This is a genomic window from Brevundimonas sp. CURTG3B2_SDJG (genome assembly GCF_057364705.1).
The window spans coordinates 1-23,319 of record NZ_JBNFOJ010000006.1 but is presented as its reverse complement, the minus strand read 5'-3'; the positions used below and the strand labels follow the sequence as shown (position 1 = coordinate 23,319).

Sequence of the window (23,319 nt, the reverse complement as noted above, 5' to 3'; positions counted from 1 at the left end):
CGTCCGATCTGCGCACGGCGTCCAGCGACATGCCCGAAGCGATTCTGGCGGCCGTCGATGCGGCGGCGGCCCAGCCGACCCTGGATCCGGCGGCCGAACGGGCGGCGCGCGATGCGGGCTGGCGCTGAGCGTCGGCTGAAACGACAAAGGCCCGATCTCGCGATCGGGCCTCTGCTTGTGGTGGTGCCGCCGGGGGGAATCGAACCCACGACCTCAGCCTTACCAAGGTGGCTGTAGGCGGTGGAAAAGATATATGAAACAATCAGTAGAGATGCTTGGCCGCGCTCCCTCCCAAAAATCTCCCGGGACCGTGGGTTGGGGACGCTAGGAAAACGGAAAGAAGTGATGAGCACTGTGCGAAAGATTGCGGTGAATCGCTGCTACGGCGGGTTCAGTGTCAGTCGGGCGGTCGCCGAGAAGATGGCGGAGGCTGGCGAGGCTGGGGCCATAGAACATTTGGCCCGTTACCCCGACTATGAATATAGCTACCGCCCCGACGTTCGCGACCATCCTGTGCTGATAGCCAGCATCGAGGCGCTTGGGCGAGAGGCGGACGGTGATTTCGCCGCCCTTGAAGTCGTCGAGATTCCAGCCGACGTCGAGTGGCAGATCGAGGAGTACGACGGCAGAGAGTGGATTGCCGAAAAGCACCGGATATGGTGACCTGGCCGCTGCTCATCGCGGGGATTGGTTACAAACGGACGACCGCTCTGGTCGTCGCGCCGGGCTAGGAATATAACCCGCTCCGGGGTCGGTTCATGGAGCCGGCACATGGCGCATCTCACCGTCGGGGAAATCCTCGCCCGACAACACACGGTCTTCTGGAAGTGCCAGGGCTGCGAGGCCTGCGGCGAGGTCGATCTGCCGCGCGTCGCCAGGGCCAAGGGCCAGGATTTCACCTTCATGAACCGCCATCCGCCATGCCGCAGAGAGTGCGGGGGCAGGGTGTTCTTCTATGTCAGGGGAGGGTTGGCCGTTCAGCGGCAGACGACGCCGGAGGCGGACCGTCGCGGGCTTCAGGACTCGGCGGCACAGACCGCCCGGCGCCTGAAGGAAAAGGGATGGGCCAAGGTGCGCGGGACGTGGGTCCCGCCGACGGACAAGCCATCTCGTGGGCGATGACCTGGGCGAGCGAAGCGGGGTCGAGCGACCTGGCGCATGTCGGGCAGAGGATGCGGGTCATGGAACGATTTAGCGGGTTGGAGCCTGACTCGTTCCGATGCGCACCCTGATCTCAGAACAGCATGGCGTCCGCCTGGAGTGGATCGACGTCCCGCGGGAGAAGGCCAGCGGGACCGGCGGCCCGCACTATCGGATCAGCAGCAAGCGACCCGTCCAGGCCATCATCCGCGCCGACAAGGCTGAAGCGGAGGCGTGCTTCGCTCGGGAGGTCGAGGCGTCCATGCGCGATCCCCTGGTGGCCGAGATCATCAGGCGGGGGCTGTGAACGCAGAACGGCCCAAGTCCTTGGGGGACGTGGGCCGCTCGTGCATCAAATCGACCGTGGTCGGATTGACGCCCTCAACAGCAGAAATCCTACCATAATTCGCCGTTACGTCAAGCGGCGATGCGCTCTCCGTACCAGTGCTGAAGCAGCGCCATTTCGACGAAGCGCCACTCGCGCACGTAGCCGCCCCAGACGGTCGCGATGCAGACTCCGGAGCGCCAGGTGGAGCCCCCCTTGCTCGCGAAGCCCTCGATGAAGCCGTTCGGGAGAGCGGTGGCGGCGCCGTAGACTGTTGGCGATCTGAACGGACCGCACTTGTAGTCCGTCAAGATCAGGGAGCGGTGATCGTCGCCGTGGACGGTGTCGAACATCGCCTTGTTCGCCCGCTGGCCCTGCGCGAGAGCCTTTCCCATGCCGTTCAGGGGGACGTGCACGAAGCCTGCGCCGCCGATGAACCGATATTGGCCATAGGGGGTAGTCCGCCAGCCCCATTGCGCGAAGGCCTCTTCGATCTTCCGGCTGTGCGGTTCGGCCTCCGGGTGGAGATTGTCCCACTTCCAGGCACGCGCTTCGTGATTACCGAGTGTGATATCCATGATCGGCTTGTGCCGCCCAAGGCCACGGCGGAACTCCCGCTGAGAGGCGTGGAAGCTTTCGAGGTCTTGGGTGAAGGTCGGCTTCGACAGGCCCTCGAAGGTCGCCCGGTCGGTGTGGGTCGAGAAGCTGTCCAGCGTCATCCAGTCCCCGACCGACACAACCCGATCAACCTGGTGCTCCGCTGCGAACCGGCCCAGCCAATAGAACCGCTCCTTGTTCGGAAGGTGAGGACTGTCGTGAGCGTCGCCGATGACGCAGATGGTGATGGGGTCGCCCTCAGGGAGCGGCTCGGTGATGTGGTCCTGAAAGGCGATCACTGGAGCGCCCGGCGGGCTGTGGAGGTACTGGCGGGGCCGATAGGCGGTTTCGTCTGCCTTGAGGCCGTAGTTGTCGCCGGCCAGTCGGACCCGGCTCTTGAAGGCCTCGACAGACCCAACGATGCCGTCAGCGACGGCCTGCAGCGCGGCCTCGGCAACGGCCGCCCTGCCGCCTCCCGTCATGCCCTGGGGCCTGAACCCCTCTCGTAGCTTCTCCTCGACCCGGCGGATGGTGTCTTCAGCGGTTGCCCGCGACAAAGGCTTTTGGGCCACGATCAGCTCACCAGAAGCGCCACGAGGGCCGGGGAGGGGGTTGCAACGCCTTCTGCTGGGCGTCGAAGGCCTGCTCTACGAGCGAGCGCCGGCCCTCGCATTCGGCCAGGGCAGCACCTCGCGCGATGTACGCCTCGTCGAGGTCGCCCTGCGTCGGGCTAGTCGGTAGGACCGGTAGGCGGCAGGGCTGACGCCCGACCTCCGGCAGGGTCAGCAGGGGCGCAGGAGGCGGGGAGACTGTCGCACAGCCTGCGGTCAAAATCGTGCAGGCGATGAGCGCGCTCGGCCGCAAGGGGGACGTTCGCATCGGGGAGTTTCCTGGTTTCGGAAATAGCGGTCGCGGCGGCTTCGCGGATGACGACCTCGCGAGTGTGGTAGGCCTCGGTCGCTTGGCCGATCTCGGCATTGCCGGCGGCCTCGGCCTCCAAGGTCGAGACGCGAGTGGCCAGGGACTTCGCACGAGCCTCCGCGCGCTTCGCGGACCACTGAGGGGTCAGAGGAATGTATCCGAGGACGTGGTTAACCCCGGCGATCAGCAGAAACAGCGCGATCAGGACCGCGACGCAGATCACCGCCCAGCGGATGGCCTTGGACGAGGTCATCTCACGCCTCGTTCGTCGAGATGGCGCCCGAGGCGGCCAGGGGATAGGGCCGCATGCCCTCAGGCTGCGACACCTTCCAGCGCGGACGGCGAACGCCGATGCAGCGGCTCTTGGCGATGCGGGTGATGGTGACTGCGTCGGACTGGTTACCGCCCAGGACGTGGAAGTACCCGGCATCGTGGCCGACATAGAAGCCGACGTGCCCGCCGCCATCGCGGACGAACACCAGGACGTCGCCCAGCGCGGCCTCCTTGGGGTTCACGGCACGGCCGAAGCTGATCCAGTTCCTCGCCCAGAGCGGGTCCTTGACCGGCGCCCAGCCGGCGCGCTGAGCCACGACAGCCGCGAACAGCCCGCACCAAGGGATGGAGTCGTCGCTGTAGACCTTCGAAAGGCCGACTTCCTTGGCCCAGGCCAGGATCACCGGATTGTCGCCAGGGCCGGGCACCTCAAGGGTGCCGTAGAGCTTGCGCGCCTCCAGGATGATCTTGGGCGCGCCGCGCACGGAATCGACCCACGCGTAGGCGGGAGGAAGGGACTTCGCCATTTGACGTTATCCTAGGTTGTGAGAAAGTGGGCCGTGCCCTGGTCAGACCAGCCCGACCCCCAGCCTGAGCCGATGAGCCCGAGAGAGTGGTTGATCGCGACCGCCGCTCGCCTAGGCTGGCTGGGCTTCACCGGATTCGTGATCTTCGGGCTGATCGTGGCCTGGGTGTTGTTCTCTAGCTATCCGCCGGGCGCTGTGTCCGGGTGATCTCCCAAGACTTGGCTGTGTAGAGCGCCGCAAGGCCCGCGTAGGCCGCTGCGATAAACACCGCCGCCCCAGACAGATCGTCGCCCTTCACCGCATTGATGACGGTGGCGGCGGAGACCGACGAAGCGGTGACGATGACCGCATACGGCCTGGCGAGGTCCCCGACGAGACCCTTGAACTGGTCGAGCGTCATCCGATCACCCCCAGGGCCTTGAGCGCCGATAGAGCCACTGCGGCAAGGATCGCCCAGGCCGCCGTTTCAATGCGCGCGGTGCGCCGGCCGAAGCTGGCTAGCTTCTCCTCGATGTGGCTATAGCGGACCGCGCAAAGCGCTTCGTGGTCGTTCTGGCCCCTCTCAAGCACGTCGATGCGGGCATGGGCGCCGGCCACCGTTCGACGGTCGGTCATACCCGATCCCCCTTCGATACCATCTGCCAAGACCCGCCATTCTGGCGACCCTGATAGACCACCCTCGCGGTTTCGTTCGCCGCCAACGTGTTGCCCAGGAGGGTCAGATTGAACGCCCCCGCTCCGGATCGCATGATGATGAAGGAGTCCCCGTCCACGGCCTTTTCCGAGGCGAAGGTGATGGCCCTTTCTGCAGTGAGTTCGGTGTTCCAGTGTTGGAACATCAGGTCTGAGCGTGGGTCGAGGGCCACAGCCACGTCGCCACGCGTCTTCACACCTCGGGCGGTTCCTGGGAAGCGGATGGCGCAGTCGTAGTTGGCTGCATTCGAGACGCCGAACCACTTGGCTGCGGCGGGGAACCTTGTGTTTGACACCGCGCCGGTCGTGACTGCTGAGACATCGTTGTCGCCCGTGATCGAAATCAGGTGGGCCAGCGAGGAGGCGATGTACTCCAGCCCGTCGATGACAAGGTCTATGCCGTGGGCGGGCGGCGACGAGTTGCCGACGGCAAGGCGGATCGCCGAGACCGTGGACGGACTGGACCCCTTGTTCTCTATCGTGTTGTTTCGCATCACGAGCCTGAAGGGCTCGGTGCGCTGCGAAAGGTCGAACTGGATCAGGCCGAAGGCGACTCCATCCCCGAACGAGGTCATCCGGCAGTTCTCGATAGTGAAAACGCCGCCCACGACCTCGGAGCCGAAGATGATCTCGCCTGACGCATTGTTGGTCGGCGCCGTGCCCCAGATCGTGCAGTTGCGGAGCGTCGCGTTTCGCCCCGCCATGTTCATCATTTCGATGATGCAGTTCTCGTAGACGATCTCTTCGCAGTTGCCGTGCATCTCCCCGGCGCCGATGCCGTTGGAGACGTTCTCCAGGATTCCGCCCCGGATTAGGACGTCGGCCGCCGGGACCGCCGCCGAGTAGTCGCCGCTGCCCAGCGCCACGCAGTGACGGACGCTGTAGAGGCCGGTCGGCGCATCGACGACCCCCTTCTGCGAGTTGACGATGGCGATGGCGTAGGCGTCCGAGACCAGGGCTGTGCTGCGAAGGTGCTCGACATGGAAGTCATAGCAGCGCTTCAGCTGGAGGGCCGTGTACTCGCAGCCCTTGTTGACGGTGATGCCCGAGATACGGATGCCGCTGTAGCCGTCCAACTCGATGATCGGCGTCCCGGTCGTGGGCGGAATGATCTTGATCGCCTCGATGTGGGCCGTGCCGCCGTTCAGCTTCCAGACCTGGAAATCCGTCTTGGCGAAGGCCCGGCGAGTGGTGCCGTAGATACGAACCTGGGTGGACGACAGGACCGCCGCGACCCGGAACATGCGGCCGGCGCGATAGTAGGCCCTGAACGGAGCCTGGCTGTAGTCGGTCGGGTTCCACAGCGCGAAGACCTGCCCCTCGACCAGGCCATGTGCCGATCCAAAGGTCATCCGATCCGTGCCCGCGACCACATCGACCGATAGGTTCGCGATTTGGGTGACGCCCGGGCCGAGAACAAACCGGCCACCCCCAGAGCAGTCGATGACCGCGCCGGGTTCGCCCGTGATATTGATCGTGCTGACGGTCGAGGTGACGGTCGTGTCGATCCGTACCGTGGAGCCGTAGGGGTGCCGCAGCGCGCCGTAGGTCGCCGACCACGTCAGGGCTCCAGCATAGGCGGTCGCATCGTTGGCCAGGCCCAAACACCCAAACATCGCGGGCGTGGCCGTCTTTTCCGCGAGTTCCCACCACGATCCATCGGCCGACTGGAACTTGCCGATGTGGCTGGGCTCGCTTCCCACGCGCGTGTACAGGGCGCCGCCCCCATCTCCGGCCGACGCATACCCTGCGGTCCGTACGAACGTGACGCCCTCGCTAAAGGACAAGGCAGTCGCCGCATCCCGCGACTCCACGCTGACCACGTCTTCCACGGGGTACGCGACGCTGTTGGCCCGGACGCCGTCGAGGTTCCTCAAGCCTGCGATGGGTGCGTTGTTCGAGTCCGAGATCGCGACCGAATAGACCTCGTCCACGTCAGCGAAGATCGATGGAAACACCCCGGCGGCGTTGGCGATGACCGGGTTGGGGTGTGGGGTCGAGAGCGAGGCCGAGGTGTAGACCGGGGCGAGGGTGGTGGTCCCGTTCTCGTAGAACGTCAGCTTGGCGCCCGAGACCGGATTACCGTTCAGGTCGAGCGCGGGCATGTAGCTTTCGATGACGATGCGCTTGCCGGCCATCGCGATCTCCGTCGTGGGATGCGGCGTCGTCCGACGCTGCGATCTGTGTTATGTGGATCGGATGCAGAAACATCCGTTGTGGGGCGTGGACACGTCCCGTTGGACCTGGGCCGAGCACTTGAAGGCGTGGGGGCTCTACCTGCCGTTTGCCGCCCTTTGGCTCTGGATCGTGTCGCTGATCAGCGCCGCCCTGTTCCCGTCATCAGACGCGGCGGTTCCGGAGCGGCCTGTTGCGCAACGGCCGGCACAGTCTGTCCTATCCGACGAGCAATCGCATCCCGAAGCACGATGACGTTGCTATCCTGTCGGGCGAGATCGTCCAGCAGGCCGACGGCGGATTCAAGCTCGGCACGAGAGGCGTTCGCGGGCAGCCGCTCGACAATCTTGCGGCCCATCGCCAAGTAAGGGATCGACGCACCCCCCAGGCCGGCCGCTACGGCAGTCGTGGTAGCAGGCTCGGTCAAGAAGCCGACCGCCAGGCCGCCAAGCCCTGCGGCATCCGCCGTTCCAGGATTGCCGAACTGGTCCGGCATGACCGTCCGGGCCGCTGACGACAAATCCTGCAACCGCGCTTTGCCCCTACCCACCGCGCCGCGGCGGACGGACCCGTCGGACTGTCGAACGGCTGTTTCCAACTGCCCTGGCGAGAACGTCCGCCCACCCGCTGCGGTCGAAGCGCGCTCCATGCGGACGAAGTCGGCATAGCCGTCGCGAGCACTGTTAAGGACGGCGCCGGCCTCTGGATTCGCGCGCGCCACAGCGGCGTCCAACTCGTCGGTGACGCCGGACAGCAGCCGCCCAAGGGCCTGTTGGGCCGGATCGCCTGATCGCAGATATCCGGCTGCGATACCGCTCAGCTCCGAACGTATGGCCCCAACCTGCGCGCCCGAAACATCGCCCGCATCGAGCCGACCCAGGCGGGAGCTGATGATGCTGTCGAAGTTTTGCTGAAGCGCAGGCGGGAGGTCCGCCTTTCCTTGGGCGACCGCCTGGCGACCCCGGATGAAATCGTCGTCGGCCTGGAAGCGGCCGATCATCTCGTAGCCGCGGTCGAACTGAGCGCCGAGACGGCCCGCGACATGGCCCACCATGTCCGCGCCAACGGCAACATCAGCTGGCACGCCCTCACCGATGGGGGACAAGGCCCTATTTCCGACCGCCCTGTTTAGGCTCTCGACGCCACGATCACGCGCACCACGAATAGCTGGCCCAAGGATCGGGGCGCGCTGGGCCAGGTTCTCGACGGTCTGGACGGGGCCTCCGATCATCTGGCCGGGCGTTAGCGAGACGCCGTTGTCTTGGAGGGTGCGGACAGCTTGGGCGCGGGGGGAGGTCATCAGGCGCGAGCTGATAGCCTGTCCCACAGCTCTCCCGCCGGCCGCCAGTGGGGCGCCAGTCAGAGCACCCAAGACCGCACCTCCGCCTGCGGCTTGAGCACGACTTCCCAACCCGCCTTCGGCCGAACCCGCCGCGTAGGCCCCACCAGCGATTGCGCCGACCTGCGCGCCTCGACCGGCGGCTGTCATGAGATTCGGGGCAGCAGCGATGTAGCGGCCACCCGAAACCGCTCCTGGGGCCGCCAGTCCGCCGGCGAGCTCCAGCGCTCCTGCGGCGAGCGGCTCGCGCTCTTGGAACGCGGCTTGGTCGCCCAAGAAGGCATCAAGCCAGGCATCTCGGTACTCGGCAGAGGTGTACGGTATCTCTTCACCGCGAGCTCGATGGACCAAGTTACGGATCATCTCGCCGCCCTGCACGAGGGGGGCGGTGATCTCGTCAATAGTTCCGAAAGTAGTGCCCCTCAGGAACCGACCCGCATAGCGATTATCCGGATTAATGATGTTGCGGTCACTGATCGCCTGCCGAGCGGCCCGCTCGCCCTGTGTCGGCGCCGCGCCCCCGTCGTCCGGCCTGAACCAAACGTCGTTCTCGCCGTCGTAGCGGTAGCCTTGGGCAGAGAGTTGGTTAGGTGTCTCGCTCGTTTGTTCGCGGTTGACGCTGACCGGGTCCTTCGAAATCTGCTCGACTAGGGCGACATTGTCCGGCGTGTACCCGTAGGCCTCTGCAAGGGTGCGGTAGCGCTCAGCCTGCGCGTTGTAGCGTGTGGCGCTGTTCTCGTAGACAGACCGGGCCTGCCTGACGAAGTCGGCACGCTGACGGGGATTCAACCGCTCGCCGTTCTGTACGCGGTTGAACAGGTTCCGGATTTGATCGGGGACGCCCGCCGCGTTCTGGGCGTTCGCGAACTCCGTTTCCCTGACGACGGAGGTGGGGTCGAGAATCTTCATGAACGCGAAGATCAGCGACAGGTCACCGGCCGCCGACTGGTTGTTGGCCGTCGCGACGACGTTCCCGTAAGAGCGCGAGATCGTGGGGAAGTCCTTCACGTCTGGGAGGGCCGTGAACTCTTTCCGTAGATCGGTCTCGCTCGCTACGTCGCGCCGGGTCGAGTCCCTGGCTTCGTTTTCGACGCGCATTTGCTCGGCCCGGGCGGCGCGTGCGTTCGACTCTTCCGAGAGATCAAGGCGGCGCTCTTGGCGAGCATCGCTCGGGCTCTGCAGCGGTTGGACGTTCCAGCCTTGTCCCTGCTGCTGGACCACCCACTGGCCGCCTTGGAACACAGCGATTTCCCCGTTCGGACCACGCGCGGTGGCGCCTTCGCGAGGCGTGTCTTGAATGGCCATCAGATCACCATGAGACGTGTACGTGGTCGCCCTCGTCCAGGACGCGGAAGCCAGACTGGCGCATTCGACTGGCAAGCTGCGCCATGGTCATGCCGGCTGGAGGGACGAGATCGCGGGCGCGATCTTGCAGGTGGTAGGAGCCCGACGCGCCACCGACGCGCCGGTTCTCCGACGGGGTGCGACGGCCCGAGGTCACGCGGACCCCCGGGACCAAGCGCTCGATGGCCGATTGGGCTTCGGCCGAGGTCGAAAAACGCACACCAACCGGCTGTCCTCGCTCGCCCCCGCCAGCCGCCGGAGCGGACGGGGGCTGCTCAGGGCGGTCGAGGCTCCAGCCGGGGGGAAGCGAGCTCCCCAGCGACGCCCCACCACCCATGCCCGGAGGCAATGGAGTGCCAGGCGGAAGGGATACGAAGCCGTTGCCGATGATCGGCCGCTGCGCCTCCCGCTCCTTCTGCTGATAGGTCAGGTAATCCGCGAGACCGATGGCCTGCGCAATCCATCCATCAAGCGCCTCGTTGGTCACGGACTGCTCCGTAATGGCAGCAGGGTCCTGACCGACCTGAACGGCGAGTTCCCGAGCCCGCGTCAGGCGCTGGACCGGGTCCGCTATGCCGCGAACCGCGTAGCCGATCTGCGCCTGACGTTCCGCACCCCGTCGGGCCTCCGCTAGCTCCTGCTCCGATGCGTTCTCGCGGAACTGTTGGATAGCCTGCAGCTCCTCCGGCGACGACGCGAACGACATGGCCTGGTCGTACTGGCCTGAGCGGAGAGACCCGGCGATCTGGCCTTGTCGGACTCGCGCCTGTTCCGCCTGCTGGGCCTGGGTGAGAGCCGCGCCGGTCTGAATGTCGCCCTGGCCATAAGCCGATGCCGCCGCGCCTCCGTAGTCGCCCCGCTGGAGCATCTGACCGATCTCGCGGCGCTGCTGGTTCTGCCGCATCCGGCCACCGATTTGCGCGCCGGTCATCAGGCCTTGCTGGAAGCCGTCGAAAGGGTTTTGCATCAGAACCACCCCTGCGATCCGCCATAGATGCCGATCCCGGTCCCGATGGCCCCGGTCCAGGCGTTGGCGCTGTTCATCTGGCCTTGAGCCCTGGCGTTAGCGCCCGTCATCATCAGGTTGCCGACGTTGGCGGCGTTCTGCATGCCCGCCTGGCCGATGTTCTGGGCCGTTTGCGAGCCCTGGCCGGCGATGCCGCCAACCCGGTTCATCCAATCGCTGTAGTAGCCGCCGAAGGTGTTCTGGCCGAAGGTGTCCAGGGCCTTCATGCGCCGACCGCTGTACATGCCTCCGGTCAACGGGGCGGCCCGGTCGATGGCCTTGATGCCCTCGGACAACTGAGCCTGATAGCCAGGCGTCCCCCGGACCATTTCGGCGACCTGTTGAGGAGTGCCATAGGGGCTTGTCGAGGTCCCACCCCCCGTCATCAGCCCAGGAAGGCCAAGCGCGGCTCCGTAGATGCCGGCCGCCTGCTCGCCCCGCTGATAGGCGGGCATTTGCAGGGCAAGCAGCTTCTCGAACTGTTGGTTCTGAAGTTCGGCGGCGCGGTCAGAGGCCGCCGCCTGCGTCTGCGCGGCCTTGTTGGACGCCTTCGACCCCATGAGGCCGGAGATGAGGCTACCGCCGATTGCGGCAACGAGTGGCCACATGCTGCTTCTCCCTATGCCGCCCGCGTCACCACGAGCGGGCGGCCTCCGCCCCGGCCGTTCCGTCGATGGACAAAACGACGACACCCGTGGTGCTCGCCTTCGCGTAGAGCTTGGCGCCGACGATGAGGTTCTTGCCGGTCAGCGCCGAGCCGACCTGAGCTTTGCCGTTCACGGGCTTATCGATCTCGATGGTGTTGCCCGTTCCCGAGGCTGCGCCGTCCGATGCGCGACAGACCGTCACCAGGACCGGGCTCGACGAGTTGTTCGTGAACAGTGCGTTTGTGATCTGGAGGAAGTCCGCCGACGTCAGGCCCGTATCCAGTTCGGCCAGCGTGTCAGTCAGCAGAAACTCTTTCCCATATTGGGGCATTCGCGGCCTCCGTCAGGTTGGGGGGATCAGCTCGCCAGCAGGAGCTTGTAGGTCGTGCCGTTGACGTTGATCGGCAGTGGTGGGTTTGGGCGACCGAGGCGCTCGTCGGCGTGTCATTGATCCGCAGGGAGGATCCGATCAGAGTCCCGCTGGCCTTGACGTTGCCGTTGATCGTCAGGCGCTCGTCGGGGGACGTTGTACCGATCCCGATGAACCCGCCGGCCGAATAGTCCACATGCAGCCGGACCGAGCCGCCAGCTTCGATGATCTGGAAGTCGTCGCCCGTGGTCTGAACGTCGTAGTAGAAGCTGGTGCTCGACCACAGCCGCACATGGCGATCCGCGCCGTCGGTCAGCACTAGATTCCCAGCGACGCCGCCAAACGGCGAGACCAGGTTCGCCCCCGTGATCTCGCTCCTGATCGTGGCCGAAGACTTGTCCTCGACGTTGCCCAGGCTGAGCGTCCCCTTTAGCGACGCGGCGCTCGCTTCCGTCAGCAGGCCCCGGCCAAAGCTCGTGGTTGTCAGGGCGGCAATCGCCGAAAGGTCTGCGTCCTGCGCTTGCACGCTCACGCCGACCGCAGCGGCAATCCGTCCATCAGCACGGGCGTCGGTGTAGTAGAGGTTTGCGCTTCCCTCGGGAACGGTATCGGTCGTCTGACTGGCCAGCTCCCCCGTGAGCTGCTCTATCTCGTCGGCGATGCGCTTTGTCTGCGTTTCCTGAAGCTGGATTTGAGCGACCTGACGATCTCCGATCCTGAGCTCGGCCTGGCGCTGATCCTCGCGCTGCTGAGACACCAGTTGCCCGACCTGGAACACCAGTGTCGAAAGTCGCGCGATCTGGGCTTCGACCTCCTGTAAGCGGTATCCGAAATCAGCACCGCTGGCCCTGGCCTGAGCAAGAGCGCGCTCAGCCGTCTCCGCACCGCGCTCGGCGGTCTCCAGGCGCGGGTCGCCACGGACCGACGCAACCTGACCCACAAGGCTTTCAAGGCGGCCTTCATGCCCGTCCACGGCCTGTTGAAGGTGACCGCTGAGCGTAATCCCGATCTGTCCAAGACCCAGCGCCTTGAACACGTAGTCATCCCCGCCTCCTGTGCGGTCCCGCAGGAAGCTCAGGGCCTTCAGGCCGTGGGGAGTCAGATAGCCCGTCTTCAGATCGACAAAGGCAACCCGAGCCCCGGGCGGATCGACGCGAACCGGTCCTGCCATCAACCGACGTCCGCGTATGCCGAATACACCACGCGCCGGACAGGATCGGTAATCCTGATCCGGAAGGCGCACCCGCGGCTCATGCCCTGGCGCGAGAAGGTTACGCGACGCAGGCGGTCGCCCTGCCGGCCAAAGGGCCGAATGAGCGGGGCGCTGAACTCCTCGCCATCCTCGGTCCTGGATAGCGAGACCTTCGGATTGAGCGTCTGACTCCCGGTCCCGGCCTCCAGCCGTAGCTCGACCTCGTTGACCGTGAAGCGCTCGCCTCCGTTATCCAGCCAGGGCGTGACCATCTCGAATGGGATCAGGGTTCCCGCTTCGTCGTACCCGCCCAGCTCATAGACCTGGCCTCCGCCCACGAGATGGCGACCGAAAGCGTACGCGTAGTGGGCGACGGCCCAGGTCACCGCATCAAGCGACAGTCGCTCGTGCCAGCGCTGGGTTCCCTGATCCCAAACAATGCAGCCGTCCGGATTGCGAAAGACGACCCAGAGATGGCCATCCCAGACCAGGTTGAAGGCCTCCGTCAGGGAGGCGTCGGACCAGGCCTCAATCTTGCGGCTCATGGCCGGCGTGGTGATGTTCGTCGCGGTCCGGCCATCCAGACGCCGGACGGTCTTGTCATGACCCAGCCAGAAGGCGGTTTCGTTGGTCGTCGTGGCCGCGTGCGGCCCGATTAGGCCCACATCCAGGGGCGTGTCCTGGTAGCGGCTGATCGGGAAGGTGGCGTCGCCCGAGTAGTACCAGAACTCGACCGAACGCCGCCCCATCATCAGCAGGTCCCGCCCCCCCACTCGGAGCGACCGAACCAGCTTGTCGGGCGAAGTGTCCGAACTGTCGAAGTCCAGCGCGTCATAGTCGCCACCCGGGTTCCCCTGGGGCGAAATGAAGAACTGCTCCTTGTCAGCCTCGGTGAAGACGTAGAAGCCGCTCAGAAACTCCACCGACGAGGCCGAGGGAGCGTCCGGGTCCGTGACGCGACCTAGCGTAGAACCATTCCAGACGAAGATTTCCCCGCCAACCACGACAACGACGTTCGTTCCATCCGACGCCATATCGACGACGCCGCCCGGAATCTCCCCGAACACGGTCACCGCGCCAGTGGAGCCGACCTCGATCAGGCTTGTCACCGTCACAGCGAACAGACGCTCGCCGACCGCCAGCATGCGGCGAATGGGACCCGTCACAGCGAACAGGCTGAAGCCCGGCGAACCGTAGACGGGGGTAGGGGAGCGGCCTTGCGGAGCCTGCTCCAGATACGCATTGACCAGACGCTCGACGCTGACAGGGGGCGAAGCCACATCCGCCGACTGAACGCCGATGGCCAGCGGCACCCTCATCAGAAGTACTCCTGGCGCACGACCTCGCGCGCTGCGGACGACTTCACCGCCGCGATCCGCTTGTCGGCGCCATTGGCCGAGTAGGTCTTGCCGAAGGCGCTGGCGCAGGCTTCGGCAACCCGGTCACAGAAGGCCCCGGCGACCGCACCTGGGATGCTGTCTGCGTCCCACCACATCAGCCCACGCTCGGAGAGTTCCTCGCGAACCTGGTCGAGGCGCTCGCCAACCGTGGCCGCGTCCTCAGCGGCGGGCTGACTTACGGCGTCCAGAACGCCCAGGTTCTGGAGCACCTGCCGGATGGCCTCGGCCCGGGTCATGGGTCAGGCGCCCGCGGTGGCCAGGAGCTCGGCCAGCTTCGGAACGCCGGCCTTGTGGTGATAGGCGATGCCGAGATCGTCCAGCTTGGCGCGCAACTCCTCGACCGTCGGTCCAGGCTCCCCGTCGTCGTCCGTGTCCACCTCGAAGTGATTGTTGACGGACAGGCGGCGCGCGGCGTCGGCGTTTACCTCCGTCCACTCGCCCTTGATGAAGGCGAAGCCGCAGGACTTGATCTCGTTCGGTCCCTCGCCGCCAAGTAGCGGGTTACCGATGAATCGGGCCTTGTTCATGTGCTCTCCAGGGATGAGGGCGGACCCGGAAGCCCGCCCCGTTCCGTCACGGAAGGACGTAGAAGACGACGCAGGTAAGGACGCCCGTTCCGCCGGCGTTGGCCGCCGCGTTGCACACGCCCTGGATCGTGGTCTCTGCAGAGAAGGCCTGGGGACCGGTCGATTGCAGCACGCCCGCGAGCGGGATGTAGATGCCTGCGACCGGCGAGTGGACCGACACGTCGCCCGTGATGACCCCGAAGTTGCCGAAGCCGTCCGGGTCGGCGGCCTCAGTGCCGTTGGCGGCCCAGCCGATATCGAAGTCGAAGGTCTCGGTGCCAGTGTCGATGTCCGCGCCCTGCAAGTAGCCGCCGATGGCGACGGCGCCGGCCGGAAGCTTGCAGAACTTGACGATGTCGTTCTGAGCCAGGGCGGCGCCCAAGGTGTAGGTGCCGTACGCGACCTTGAGGTTGCCCCCGAAGCCGTGACCGGCGACCGGGAAGCCCGCTTCAGCGCGAGCAGCGGTCAGAGTAGCCATGTTCATTCTCCAGAATGGAAGAGGGGCGAGCCCGGCAGGGCTCGCCCCGGTTCAGGTTCAGGCGATCTCGCCGGCAGAAGCTTCCGTGGCCGAAGCCGTGGTGGCGAAGAAGCCGGTCACGACGCCGTGGTCCTTCGTGTCGTCACGGTCGCCCGTGCCGGTGCCAAAGCGCAGCTTGTTGACGCCATAGATCGACTCGATGGCGACACCGTACTTGTCGCCGTAATCGAAGGTGTCGGTCTTCGACTGCCAGCGCTTGCCGTAGGCCACGCCCAGCGCCTGAGCGCCCAGCAGGTAGACCGGGGTTACCTCGGTCGTCGCCGAAGCGCCGATGTTGGCGTAGACCGGGAGGTTGTCGCACTCCTTGACGATCACGCCATTCCAGAAGATGTCGCCGCCCTCGAACAGCTTGGCGCCCTCGGCCTGGACCGAGGTGGCGGCCAGGACTTCGGTGTCCAGGGAGTCGCGCAGGTTCTTGAACGCCGCCGGGTGGGCCAGCGCCACGTAGTAGCGTCGGCCGTTCGACAGATCGCGAACCGGGCGAATCTTCGGGTTGCAGGTCTTGGCCTTCAGCACCATGGCGTCGAGCGCCGTGGCGTTGAACAGGTCGGCCGTGGTGTCCAGCAGCGCCAGGTCCGACGAAAGGTCGGTGTAGCCCGCCGAGGCGGCGCCAAACACAACGCGGTCGGCGTTGTCCACCAGCCAAGCATCGCCGATAGCGGCGGTGCGCGACAGGAACGGCGTCCCGTTCAGCGAACCGAGAGCCCGGATGGCGAGGTCGCGGGTGTCCTCCATCGCCCAATCCTTCAGGACGGCCTTACCCGCCTGCCGGAGGTCGATGGCCGACTTCTGCTCGCTCATCTCGGCGACACGGACCGCGTTGCGGCGCTTGTCGATTTGGATGTCGTGCGAGCGGGAGGCCATGTCCTCTTCCTGGCCTTCCAGCACGTTGGTGCCGGTGACCGCGCTGTTGGTCAGGCGGTTCACCAGGGCGATGGTAATGATGTCGCCCTTCTTCTTGGCCAGGTCTTCCTTGACCTGGATGACCGAGTTTTCGTCGGTGCCCATCATCGACTTGATGGGGAGGTCTTGCAGGTACTCAGTGAAGAACTGGTCGTCCCACTGCTGCACGACGAGGCCAGTGGCCGGAATCGTGTCCGCCATGATGGTGTTTCCTTCTCAGGCATGCGGCGTCGTCCGACGCTGCGTTGTTGGGTGGACCGCCCTCAGATGATCTGGTTGAGCGGCGTAGGCCCTTGGAACCGCCCATCAGCGCCGCGAGGAGCCGCGGAACGCTGGCCGGAGGCCGGGGCAGGGATGTTTGGCTGCGGACGAGCCATCGGGGCCGACGGCATTTCCGCGAGGATTTCTGCCCGCAGGCGCGCACGCTCGGCTTCTCGCCACGCGTTCGGATCGTCGCCGATTTCGGCGCTCAGCTTCTCTCGCTGGTACTGTTGGTGCGCGGCGCCCCACGGATGCCGCTGTTGCTGCGCCCAAACCTCGATGTCGGGTCGGGTCGCCAGCCATTCCCGAACAGACTCCAACTCCTGCTCGCCGTGCTTGTCGACAAAGCGGTCTTCCGAGCGCTCCAGACGGTCAAGCATTCGGACGTGGTCGAAGTAGGCTTCGGGGCGGTCGAAGGTCGGGGCGGGCGGCTGCTCTTGACGCTGCTCCAGTTCCTGGGCGCGGCGTTCGGCGGCCTGGCGTGCCTTCCGTTCCTTCTCGATCTCCTTCCGATACCAGAAGGGATGCTGCTCCTCTTTTGGAGCCTCCGGCTTGACCTCCGGGGGGGCTTGCGGCGCTTCAACTGCCGGCGCGGCTTCGGCTTGGGATTGCTCCGCTTCCGGAGCAGGCGGCGACCGATCATCGGCCAGGATGGCGTTCAGGTCAGTCGCCGCCGTCTCGGCCTCAGGGCCGGCTTCGTTCGTTTCCATCTATGGGCTTACGGGCGTCTCCCGACGCTCGCTCTCTCTCGGGCTGTCCGGCCCGGACGGATCGTCCGCGTTACGCGGCGATGGGCTGTCCCCATTGGGGAGTCGGTTCGGGCTTCATCGCCGTCATCAACGACGCTTCGCCCTGTGCTTGCGCCTTGAACGCCTCCGCCTGGGTCTTCTCGACCTCGGCGATGGCGCCCTGCTTGGCGATCAAGGCCGCTTCCTCGGCCTGAGGGTTGGGCTGGCCCTGGCCTTCCAGCGCCTGAAGGATTTCTCGCTTCTGGTTGGAGGTGAGGGCGGGGTGTGTCTTGACCGCGATCTGCGCGAAGGCCGGCGGCATCTGAGCGAGCTGAGGAAGCGTGGTGACGAATGCCTGATAGGCCTCGCCCTGCATCGTGATCACATTCTCGGCGTCGGCGATGATGATATCGACGTCCATGTCCGCCACGACATTGTCGGCCTGGAGCCCCCCGTAGCCATCGGCGACGATCTGGTTGAGCCCCACCGCCTGCGGGGCAAACTCGTCGTCCGTGACCCGTATCCAGCGCTCGGCGGTCCAGAACTGCTGCATCATGTGCGCTAGCATCTGGAACACACGCTGATCGAACCGGCGCAGCGCGTCCAACAGGTCGCCCATCTCGACCATGCCGCCCGCCTGCTGCGCCTCGATGGCGCGACCGGACTGGTCCTCCGTGCCCTTACCCAACATGGCCGCGTTCGGACCGGCCTGCATGACGTAGTTCTGGGCCTCGGCCAGAAGCGCGGCCTGACCTGCGGCCAACTGCATACCGTCCACGATCTCGAAGCGGTCGTCCGGTCCGCCTTGTGCGATCTCCACGTAGAAGTCCGGCCGGGCGAGCTCTCGACGGGTCTTCCCGACGTCCTCCACCATCCCCTGAGTCGCGATCACGCCTCGGCTGACCGACTGATGCAGAGCCTTGGACCGGCGCTTGTTGATCTCGTCCTGTGGGTCGATGAGGTGACGGACCTCGCCGTACCTGTTGTTGTCCCGGTCAACGTGCGCCGACTCCAGGATCAGCGGGCACAGGCTCTCGCCCTCCTTCGTCCGGTAGGGGCTGGTCATCGTGACCAGGCTCCCGGCCCGTGTGAACTCGCACAGCACCCATTCCGGGCCTTCGCGGTGCCACATGGAGACCACGCGAACCCGCTTGCGCCGAGGGTCGGCCCAGACCGTCCACTTCGGCTTGTCGTCGTAAGTGTCGCCCGGCTTGCCCGCGCTGGTCAGCGTCGCTTCAAGGATCGGGCGAGCCTCCTCGCCGTACTTCTCCAGCGCCTCGTCGAGGTCCATCCAAAGAACCTGGCCGATGTACCGGGCGTCCGAATAATCCTCCTGGGCCGAGTGCGGGTCGTAGACGATCCGATCCCACGGAATGACGTTGATCTTCAGCGCGTAGTCGATCCGGTCCTGCTCGGCGTACAACTCCACGCCGCCGTATCCCTCGACAACCATGTTCTTCCAGGCCTTCGAGCGCTTGGCCGGGAAATCCGCCGCGTCGGCCGCGTATCGAAGCCCCGCCGTGAAAGCCTCAGCCGCGGGCTGGTCGGGCTGGTTGCGGTAGTAGGCCTTCGGGTCGCGGCGCTGCTGCTTCTCCAGGCCCAGCAGAAACTCGACGCGGGACTTGATGACGTTGAAGGCGATGACCGGCTGGCCTCGCGCCTCCAGCTTGGCCGCCTCTTCCTGGGTCCACTGCTTGTTGTCGTAATAGTCCCGGTCGCGCTCGGCCTTTCGCCGTGCCTCCTGCGTCGCTTCCTCCGCCTCCTCGAACCAGCGGATCAGCTTGGCGGTCTTGTCTTCCGAGGTCAGGCTGTTTTCCAACTCGGGCCTTCCTCTCTTTTACGGTCCCAGCGGTCGCGGGGCTGGGATGGCGGGGGGGCGCAGGACGCTTGCCCGCACGGCGAAGGGCCTCCAGCGCGTACCGGAGGGCATCGATGGTGTGGTTGTCCTTGTCCTCCAGCACCGGGAGGACTTCGCCCGTCAGGGGGTCGGTTTTGTAGCTGTAGCGAGCCAACTCATCGGCGACCGCCTGGCAGCGAGGGTGAACGACGATGTCGAAAGACCGCAGGAACTCTATACCGTCCTCGACCGAGCCCACGCCCTTAATGGCGGGGACGATCCGGAAGCCCTGGCGCCGCATGTAGCTGACCGTCTCGGGCCGGCTGCTGTCTGCGGTGATGGTCCACTTCCTCGACCCTTCGACCTGATCGAATAGCTGCGGCGTCTTGTCGATCTCGCAACCGACCTCCCACGCCACCCGGTCAACGTAGAGATTCCGGCCAACCAAGTATGACCGAACAAGAACCGTGGGATCGACGGAGAAGCCCCAATCCGCCCCGAAGCGGAAGATTGCGTCCTCTGGGGTTTCGAACGCCTCGACGCGCCAGTTCCGGAAGACGAGCGATCCGTCCATCCGGTTAAAGTCGCCCTCCCAAATGTGGGCGTAGGCCTCCGGGCGACGACGTTGGTCCTCCTGTCTCGCAGCCTCCAGCACGGCTGGAAACCAGGGATTATCGCGCCAATTTACCTCAACGATCTTGGCGTCGTCCGGAGGGTTGTCGCGGAACCGCTCGTTCGTCGCGCTGTCCTCGCGCTCCGGGTTCCACGTCACCCATATCTCAGACCCATGCTCGCGAACCGACGGGATCGCCTTTCTCCAGGCGACCTCTGATACCGGCTCGGCCTCATCGACCCATAGAAGAAGGATGCGGGCCTTTGATTTCAGGCTGTCCAGATTGTGACGAAGCCCGACGAACAGGAACCGAACCCGTCCGTCGCGGGTCCGAATGTACTTCTCGCCGATCTCATAGTGAGCTGCCAGCCAATCGACCGACTGGATCGCCGCCTTCACCTCGGCCATCGAGCTATCATCCAAGGAGTTCATGAACTCCCGACCACAGACGATGACGCCCTCTCGTCCCTCCTTGCTGGCCTGGTAGCCACGAACGGCCGCCATCAAGGCGAACGCCCGCGTCTTCCCCGAGCCCCGCCCGCCGTATGCGCCGCGAAACCGCGCCTCCCCCGTAAAGACCGGGATCAGCTTCGGCGGAAGCTCAATCCGGGCAGTCGCCATTCAAGCCTGGCGCGACAAGCTCTACGCGGGTGACGGTCTCCCCGAGCACCGTGGCGTCGAGCTCAACCGCCTGCGGCGGCTTCCCGTGCCCCCGGTCGAGCAATGCCTGAGCCGCAGACACCCGCGCCGCAGCCGGATGCTCTGGGTCACGCATGATCTCGGCCAGAGTCGAGAGCGCATCTTCGGTGAATGCCTGGGCGGCCTCCCTCACCGCAGCGGTCGCCTTGTTCGGGGTACCCTTCAAGCGTCCGCCGGTCTTATGGCCCTTCGCCATCTAACCAGCTCTACTTTTGATCGGCTTGGCGCGCCAGCCAGATGGCAATAGCGCGATCTTCGTCAGGCGTCGGCCTAAGCGGCGTACCCATCTCGGTTGCACCCTGTCTCGGCTTCGATCACGACCCTCGGGCGTTCACTGCCCATGGTCGCCACACATTCCAAGGAGCCGGACCCTGAAATGGTGAAGGTTGCCTTCGGGCTGGAGATCGTAACCGCTCCAGCGTCTATGCCGTCCTCGGTCACAGTCAAAGCCGTGATGGCGGAGGGGAAGACCAGTTCGACCGTTCTCTGCTGATCATCGGGCACGATGCAGACGTTTCGCTTAGGGTCGTATGACCCACCGTAAACGGCCTGGCCGCCACGGTTGAGCACGGAGATGCGCATGCGGCCCTCCTGGGATTGGGCCTAGCGGGCGCCGCGAACCGGTTCAGAGCCGCGGCGGTGGCGATGACGATGCGGTAGAAGATCTTCATGGTTCAGCCCTCGAAAAAGTAGTGAAGCTTTGCGCTCTCGTGCAGGGACACGGCTTCGATCTCGGTGCCGTTCGTCTCTCGGAAGGTCTCGCCTTCAGCGGTCACGCCGATGATCGCCACCTTGACCAGCCCGGCTTCAGCGGCCCTGCCGAGCAGAACCATCACCTCGGCCTCCGCGCAGTCCTTGCCGCCATCGACGACGGGAAAGCGGATGACCTTGTCGCTCACCTAATCATGACTCCAGCCAGGCGAGCCGTCAGCGCGGTTCAGGTGCGCGCGCTCATGACAGACCAGCCGGGCGTAGCCGTCGTTGAACAAGCACGGGTCGGGGAGCAAGATCACGCTCTTGCGCTGGTTGGTGCAGGCGAGAATGAACCGGCCGTCCTGAGGCGGAAGACCACCAACCTGCCGGCAGACCGCATCGACCGTGGCGGGGTGGGCGAACAGCACGACAGCCGGGACGCTCTCGCCCTGATACTCTGGCGGAGGCTCAGCGACCGGAGGCATGACCAGCAGGCCCGAGGCCGCAAGGATCGCGGGAAGCTTCATGCCTGCCTCCTTGTAGGGGTCCGCGCCTCGCCACCCTTGGACTATGATTCAGCCTCAATGGGCCGTCGGGTTCGGTGTCTCGATGGGGGCGCGGATGGGGGTCTGCGAGGCCGGGCGCTACTCCGGCGGGACGGATATCACGGTGTTTGCCGCCCACCCCATTCGGTCAGGGATGGGAGCCGCTTCTGGGCCGCCGAATAGGCCGAGCGTGTCTGCTTTCCACGCCGCTCGCAGATTCTGGAATGAACTTGGGCACCGCTTTGCAGTCACCCTCGCCACGGTCTTTCCCGTGCGGAGGGCGGGGGATCGGCGCAGCCCGGAGGCACCTGTTCGTCTCGCCGGTCGTCCCAGCCACGCGTGAGCGTGCCCTTACCGCCTACCTACACCATTCCGAGGGGGTGCGCAATACCTAGTGCGAACAAAAATCGAACGGCGCCAGATGTAGGGTCAGGCCGCCTCCGGGACCGGCTCCAGGTGGTCGGTGTCCAGCACCTTCGTCCAACCGTACTTGGCGCTCAGAAGGAGTTCGACCCGGCCATCGTCCGAAGCGGAAAGGATTTCGGCAATCTGGTCCTTTAGGGGGCCTTCCAGCGTGATCCTAGCCTTGTCTCCCTTGGAGAACCCCGAGCGCCGAGCGGGCGTGTGGTCGAACTCCCCGGCGGCCTGGCGAGACTGCATTTCGTAGACGAAGTGGAAGAGGACGGGCTTCCCGTCCTTGTCCCGAACGATCTTCCCGTCGTCACCCACACGGATGCGCCAGCCGATCTCCAGCGGTTCGCCGTCCATACCCGCGACCACGCCCCGCACCCCATCCTGAAGGCGGACATCGTACAGGCTCTTGCCGGGATTCAGGCCGACGAACAGGTAGCCGGTCAGGAGGGGTGTGTTCACCCGCTCCCGCTGCTTGTTCTTGGCGCGCTTCCAGTGGGTCTCCTCCGGGAGGTAGACGTCGAAGCCTCGCTCACGAAGGCCGCTGGCGGCCCGGTTCTCGCAACGAGGATTGGTCTTCACGGCGTACCAGGTGAGCATCAGGCGGCCCTCTGTCGTTCAAGGAGCAGTCTCATTTCCTCGCTGATCCCGGTCTCATCGACGGGTGCGGAGGGAGTTGGCCTGGGCGCCTTGGGCCTGAGCTTGGTGAAGGGGTCCTTGTCCATCATCTTGGCGTGGAACTCCTCCATGACGGCCCGCACTTCCTCAGTCGAAGGTCGGTCGCTGCGGTCCTCAGGCTCGGGCGGTGGAAGCGCAACGTGCGTCGCCCGCCTCGCCCGGTTCAGGGCCTTGACCCAGCGATTGTTGTTGGGGCTGGTGCTGGCCAGCTCCCGCAGCTTCCCGGGCTTGCACATGAACTCGGCGTCGGGCTGACGGACCCAGGCCGCCATGCCCGCCTCAACCGCATACGGGGTCAAGCCCTCCAGCGCCTCGATGTAGTCGGCCCACCAGGCGGCCCATTCGCCGTCCGTCCGCTGCGGCTGCGGGAACAGGGCGAACCTCTGCCCGATCACGCCCTTGATCTCATCCACCGTGGCGGAGCGCGTCGCCTCGGCCCAGAGCTCGGGAATGGCCTCTTGAGCTTGCCGGCGCAGGATGTCCGACGCCCGGATCGTCCGGACCGCGATGTCGTCAGAACGCTCGTCGAGCAGCCAGGACTTCAGCGGCCCGGTCAGCTCCAGCGCTGGACGCGGCGTAGTTGTCGAGGCGGGCGGTGTGGCGACGATCTGGTTCATGGTTCTGTCGGGGCTTGGGCTTTCGGCGGGAGGCTTCTCGGAGCCAGTTGCGGAAGGTGGCGGACCAATCGATCCGGGCGGTTCCGAACGTGTGGTCTCGGAACGCCGCCAGGTTTGACGCGATCTCCGTCGGGTCCAGGTTCAGGCCTTCTCGCTCCACCGTGGCAAGGTCGGCCTCCGAGGGCGTCCAGTCCTCCGGGCAGCGCTTGGACGGCGGCGGTCGCCCCCCTTACGCGTGCGCGAAAGTGCTTTTCCCGGGTGTGGGGGGTGTGGGGGTTGGG

Annotated in this window: 27 protein-coding genes and 1 pseudogene; 3 read left to right on the top strand and 25 right to left on the bottom strand. The window is 65.6% G+C overall.

Annotation, left to right across the window (positions count from 1 at the left end):
• The first annotated feature begins 345 nt into the window (after nt 1–345).
• The 3 genes from AC2W7C_RS00845 to AC2W7C_RS00835 all read left to right on the top strand — a co-directional run bounded on the left by AC2W7C_RS00845 (nt 346) and on the right by AC2W7C_RS00835 (nt 1,447).
• Complete coding sequence (locus tag AC2W7C_RS00845; protein ID WP_485999748.1) at nt 346–663, top strand: hypothetical protein; 318 nt, start codon at nt 346–348, stop codon at nt 661–663.
• Between the two features lie 108 nt (nt 664–771).
• The gene (locus AC2W7C_RS00840) at nt 772–1,122 is read left to right on the top strand and encodes a hypothetical protein (RefSeq protein ID WP_485999747.1); all 351 of its coding nucleotides are present in this window, start codon (nt 772–774) and stop codon (nt 1,120–1,122) included.
• Nucleotides 1,123–1,219: 97 nt separating this feature from the next.
• The gene (locus AC2W7C_RS00835) at nt 1,220–1,447 is read left to right on the top strand and encodes a hypothetical protein (protein ID WP_485999746.1); all 228 of its coding nucleotides are present in this window, start codon (nt 1,220–1,222) and stop codon (nt 1,445–1,447) included.
• A 110-nt stretch (nt 1,448–1,557) separates the two neighbouring features.
• On the opposite strand, the gene AC2W7C_RS00830 is transcribed toward AC2W7C_RS00835, so the two are convergent.
• From AC2W7C_RS00830 to AC2W7C_RS00710, 25 genes and pseudogenes are all read right to left on the bottom strand, one after another.
• The gene (locus AC2W7C_RS00830) at nt 1,558–2,634 is read right to left on the bottom strand and encodes a hypothetical protein (RefSeq protein WP_485999745.1); all 1,077 of its coding nucleotides are present in this window, start codon (nt 2,632–2,634) and stop codon (nt 1,558–1,560) included.
• A 158-nt stretch (nt 2,635–2,792) separates the two neighbouring features.
• Nucleotides 2,793–3,236, bottom strand: a complete 444-nt coding sequence (locus AC2W7C_RS00825; protein ID WP_485999744.1) for a hypothetical protein — start codon at nt 3,234–3,236, stop codon at nt 2,793–2,795.
• Nucleotide 3,237: 1 nt separating this feature from the next.
• Nucleotides 3,238–3,783, bottom strand: coding sequence for a TIGR02594 family protein (locus AC2W7C_RS00820; protein ID WP_485999743.1), 546 nt, complete (start codon nt 3,781–3,783; stop codon nt 3,238–3,240).
• Nucleotides 3,784–3,958: 175 nt separating this feature from the next.
• Nucleotides 3,959–4,183 carry a hypothetical protein gene (locus tag AC2W7C_RS00815; RefSeq protein ID WP_485999742.1) on the bottom strand — a complete coding sequence of 75 codons (225 nt, stop codon included), beginning with the start codon at nt 4,181–4,183 and terminating at the stop codon, nt 3,959–3,961.
• A complete protein-coding gene (locus AC2W7C_RS00810) occupies nt 4,180–4,398 on the bottom strand; it encodes a hypothetical protein (protein ID WP_485999741.1) in 219 nt (72 codons plus the stop codon). Before AC2W7C_RS00810 ends, AC2W7C_RS00815 begins: the two co-directional genes overlap by 4 nt.
• Complete coding sequence (locus AC2W7C_RS00805; RefSeq protein WP_485999740.1) at nt 4,395–6,614, bottom strand: phage tailspike polysaccharide lyase family protein; 2,220 nt, start codon at nt 6,612–6,614, stop codon at nt 4,395–4,397. Before AC2W7C_RS00805 ends, AC2W7C_RS00810 begins: the two co-directional genes overlap by 4 nt.
• A gap of 179 nt (nt 6,615–6,793) precedes the next feature.
• Entirely contained in the window at nt 6,794–9,295 is a 2,502-nt protein-coding gene (locus tag AC2W7C_RS00800) for a hypothetical protein (RefSeq protein WP_485999739.1), read from the bottom strand.
• Nucleotides 9,296–9,299: 4 nt separating this feature from the next.
• Nucleotides 9,300–10,301: a D-Ala-D-Ala carboxypeptidase family metallohydrolase gene (locus AC2W7C_RS00795; RefSeq protein ID WP_485999749.1), complete on the bottom strand. Its 1,002-nt coding sequence runs from the start codon at nt 10,299–10,301 to the stop codon at nt 9,300–9,302.
• Complete coding sequence (locus AC2W7C_RS00790) at nt 10,301–10,948, bottom strand: hypothetical protein (protein ID WP_485999738.1); 648 nt, start codon at nt 10,946–10,948, stop codon at nt 10,301–10,303. The genes AC2W7C_RS00795 and AC2W7C_RS00790 overlap by 1 nt, the downstream gene beginning before the upstream one ends.
• Nucleotides 10,949–10,973: 25 nt before the next feature.
• Nucleotides 10,974–11,318: a hypothetical protein gene (locus tag AC2W7C_RS00785; RefSeq protein WP_485999737.1), complete on the bottom strand. Its 345-nt coding sequence runs from the start codon at nt 11,316–11,318 to the stop codon at nt 10,974–10,976.
• Nucleotides 11,284–12,528, bottom strand: a complete 1,245-nt coding sequence (locus AC2W7C_RS00780) for a hypothetical protein (RefSeq protein ID WP_485999736.1) — start codon at nt 12,526–12,528, stop codon at nt 11,284–11,286. The genes AC2W7C_RS00785 and AC2W7C_RS00780 overlap by 35 nt, the downstream gene beginning before the upstream one ends.
• Nucleotides 12,528–13,862 carry a hypothetical protein gene (locus AC2W7C_RS00775; protein ID WP_485999735.1) on the bottom strand — a complete coding sequence of 445 codons (1,335 nt, stop codon included), beginning with the start codon at nt 13,860–13,862 and terminating at the stop codon, nt 12,528–12,530. The genes AC2W7C_RS00780 and AC2W7C_RS00775 overlap by 1 nt, the downstream gene beginning before the upstream one ends.
• 5 nt (nt 13,863–13,867) lie before the next feature.
• On the bottom strand, nt 13,868–14,185 hold the full coding sequence (locus tag AC2W7C_RS00770) for a hypothetical protein (protein ID WP_485999734.1): 318 nt from the start codon (nt 14,183–14,185) through the stop codon (nt 13,868–13,870).
• 3 nt (nt 14,186–14,188) lie between these two features.
• Complete coding sequence (locus AC2W7C_RS00765; protein ID WP_485999733.1) at nt 14,189–14,476, bottom strand: hypothetical protein; 288 nt, start codon at nt 14,474–14,476, stop codon at nt 14,189–14,191.
• 46 nt (nt 14,477–14,522) lie between these two features.
• Complete coding sequence (locus AC2W7C_RS00760; protein WP_485999732.1) at nt 14,523–14,993, bottom strand: hypothetical protein; 471 nt, start codon at nt 14,991–14,993, stop codon at nt 14,523–14,525.
• Between the two features lie 57 nt (nt 14,994–15,050).
• Nucleotides 15,051–16,157: a N4-gp56 family major capsid protein gene (locus AC2W7C_RS00755; protein ID WP_485999731.1), complete on the bottom strand. Its 1,107-nt coding sequence runs from the start codon at nt 16,155–16,157 to the stop codon at nt 15,051–15,053.
• A gap of 62 nt (nt 16,158–16,219) precedes the next feature.
• A complete protein-coding gene (locus tag AC2W7C_RS00750) occupies nt 16,220–16,927 on the bottom strand; it encodes a hypothetical protein (RefSeq protein ID WP_485999730.1) in 708 nt (235 codons plus the stop codon).
• 70 nt (nt 16,928–16,997) lie between these two features.
• Nucleotides 16,998–18,764 carry a portal protein gene (locus AC2W7C_RS00745; RefSeq protein ID WP_485999729.1) on the bottom strand — a complete coding sequence of 589 codons (1,767 nt, stop codon included), beginning with the start codon at nt 18,762–18,764 and terminating at the stop codon, nt 16,998–17,000.
• A gap of 85 nt (nt 18,765–18,849) precedes the next feature.
• Nucleotides 18,850–20,016, bottom strand: a pseudogene (locus AC2W7C_RS00740) (PBSX family phage terminase large subunit); the annotation flags it as partial.
• Entirely contained in the window at nt 19,997–20,290 is a 294-nt protein-coding gene (locus AC2W7C_RS00735; RefSeq protein ID WP_485999728.1) for a hypothetical protein, read from the bottom strand. The gene AC2W7C_RS00735 and the pseudogene AC2W7C_RS00740, both read right to left, overlap by 20 nt.
• A 74-nt stretch (nt 20,291–20,364) precedes the next feature.
• Complete coding sequence (locus AC2W7C_RS00730; protein WP_485999727.1) at nt 20,365–20,676, bottom strand: hypothetical protein; 312 nt, start codon at nt 20,674–20,676, stop codon at nt 20,365–20,367.
• Nucleotides 20,677–20,768: 92 nt separating this feature from the next.
• The gene (locus AC2W7C_RS00725) at nt 20,769–20,993 is read right to left on the bottom strand and encodes a hypothetical protein (protein ID WP_485999726.1); all 225 of its coding nucleotides are present in this window, start codon (nt 20,991–20,993) and stop codon (nt 20,769–20,771) included.
• Nucleotides 20,994–21,314 (bottom strand): hypothetical protein, encoded by a 321-nt coding sequence (locus tag AC2W7C_RS00720; RefSeq protein ID WP_485999725.1) that lies wholly within the window; start codon nt 21,312–21,314, stop codon nt 20,994–20,996.
• Between the two features lie 447 nt (nt 21,315–21,761).
• Nucleotides 21,762–22,343 carry a transcription termination/antitermination protein NusG gene (nusG, locus tag AC2W7C_RS00715; RefSeq protein WP_485999724.1) on the bottom strand — a complete coding sequence of 194 codons (582 nt, stop codon included), beginning with the start codon at nt 22,341–22,343 and terminating at the stop codon, nt 21,762–21,764.
• Entirely contained in the window at nt 22,343–23,038 is a 696-nt protein-coding gene (locus tag AC2W7C_RS00710) for a hypothetical protein (RefSeq protein ID WP_485999723.1), read from the bottom strand. Before AC2W7C_RS00710 ends, nusG begins: the two co-directional genes overlap by 1 nt.
• Between the last annotated feature and the right edge of the window lie 281 nt (nt 23,039–23,319).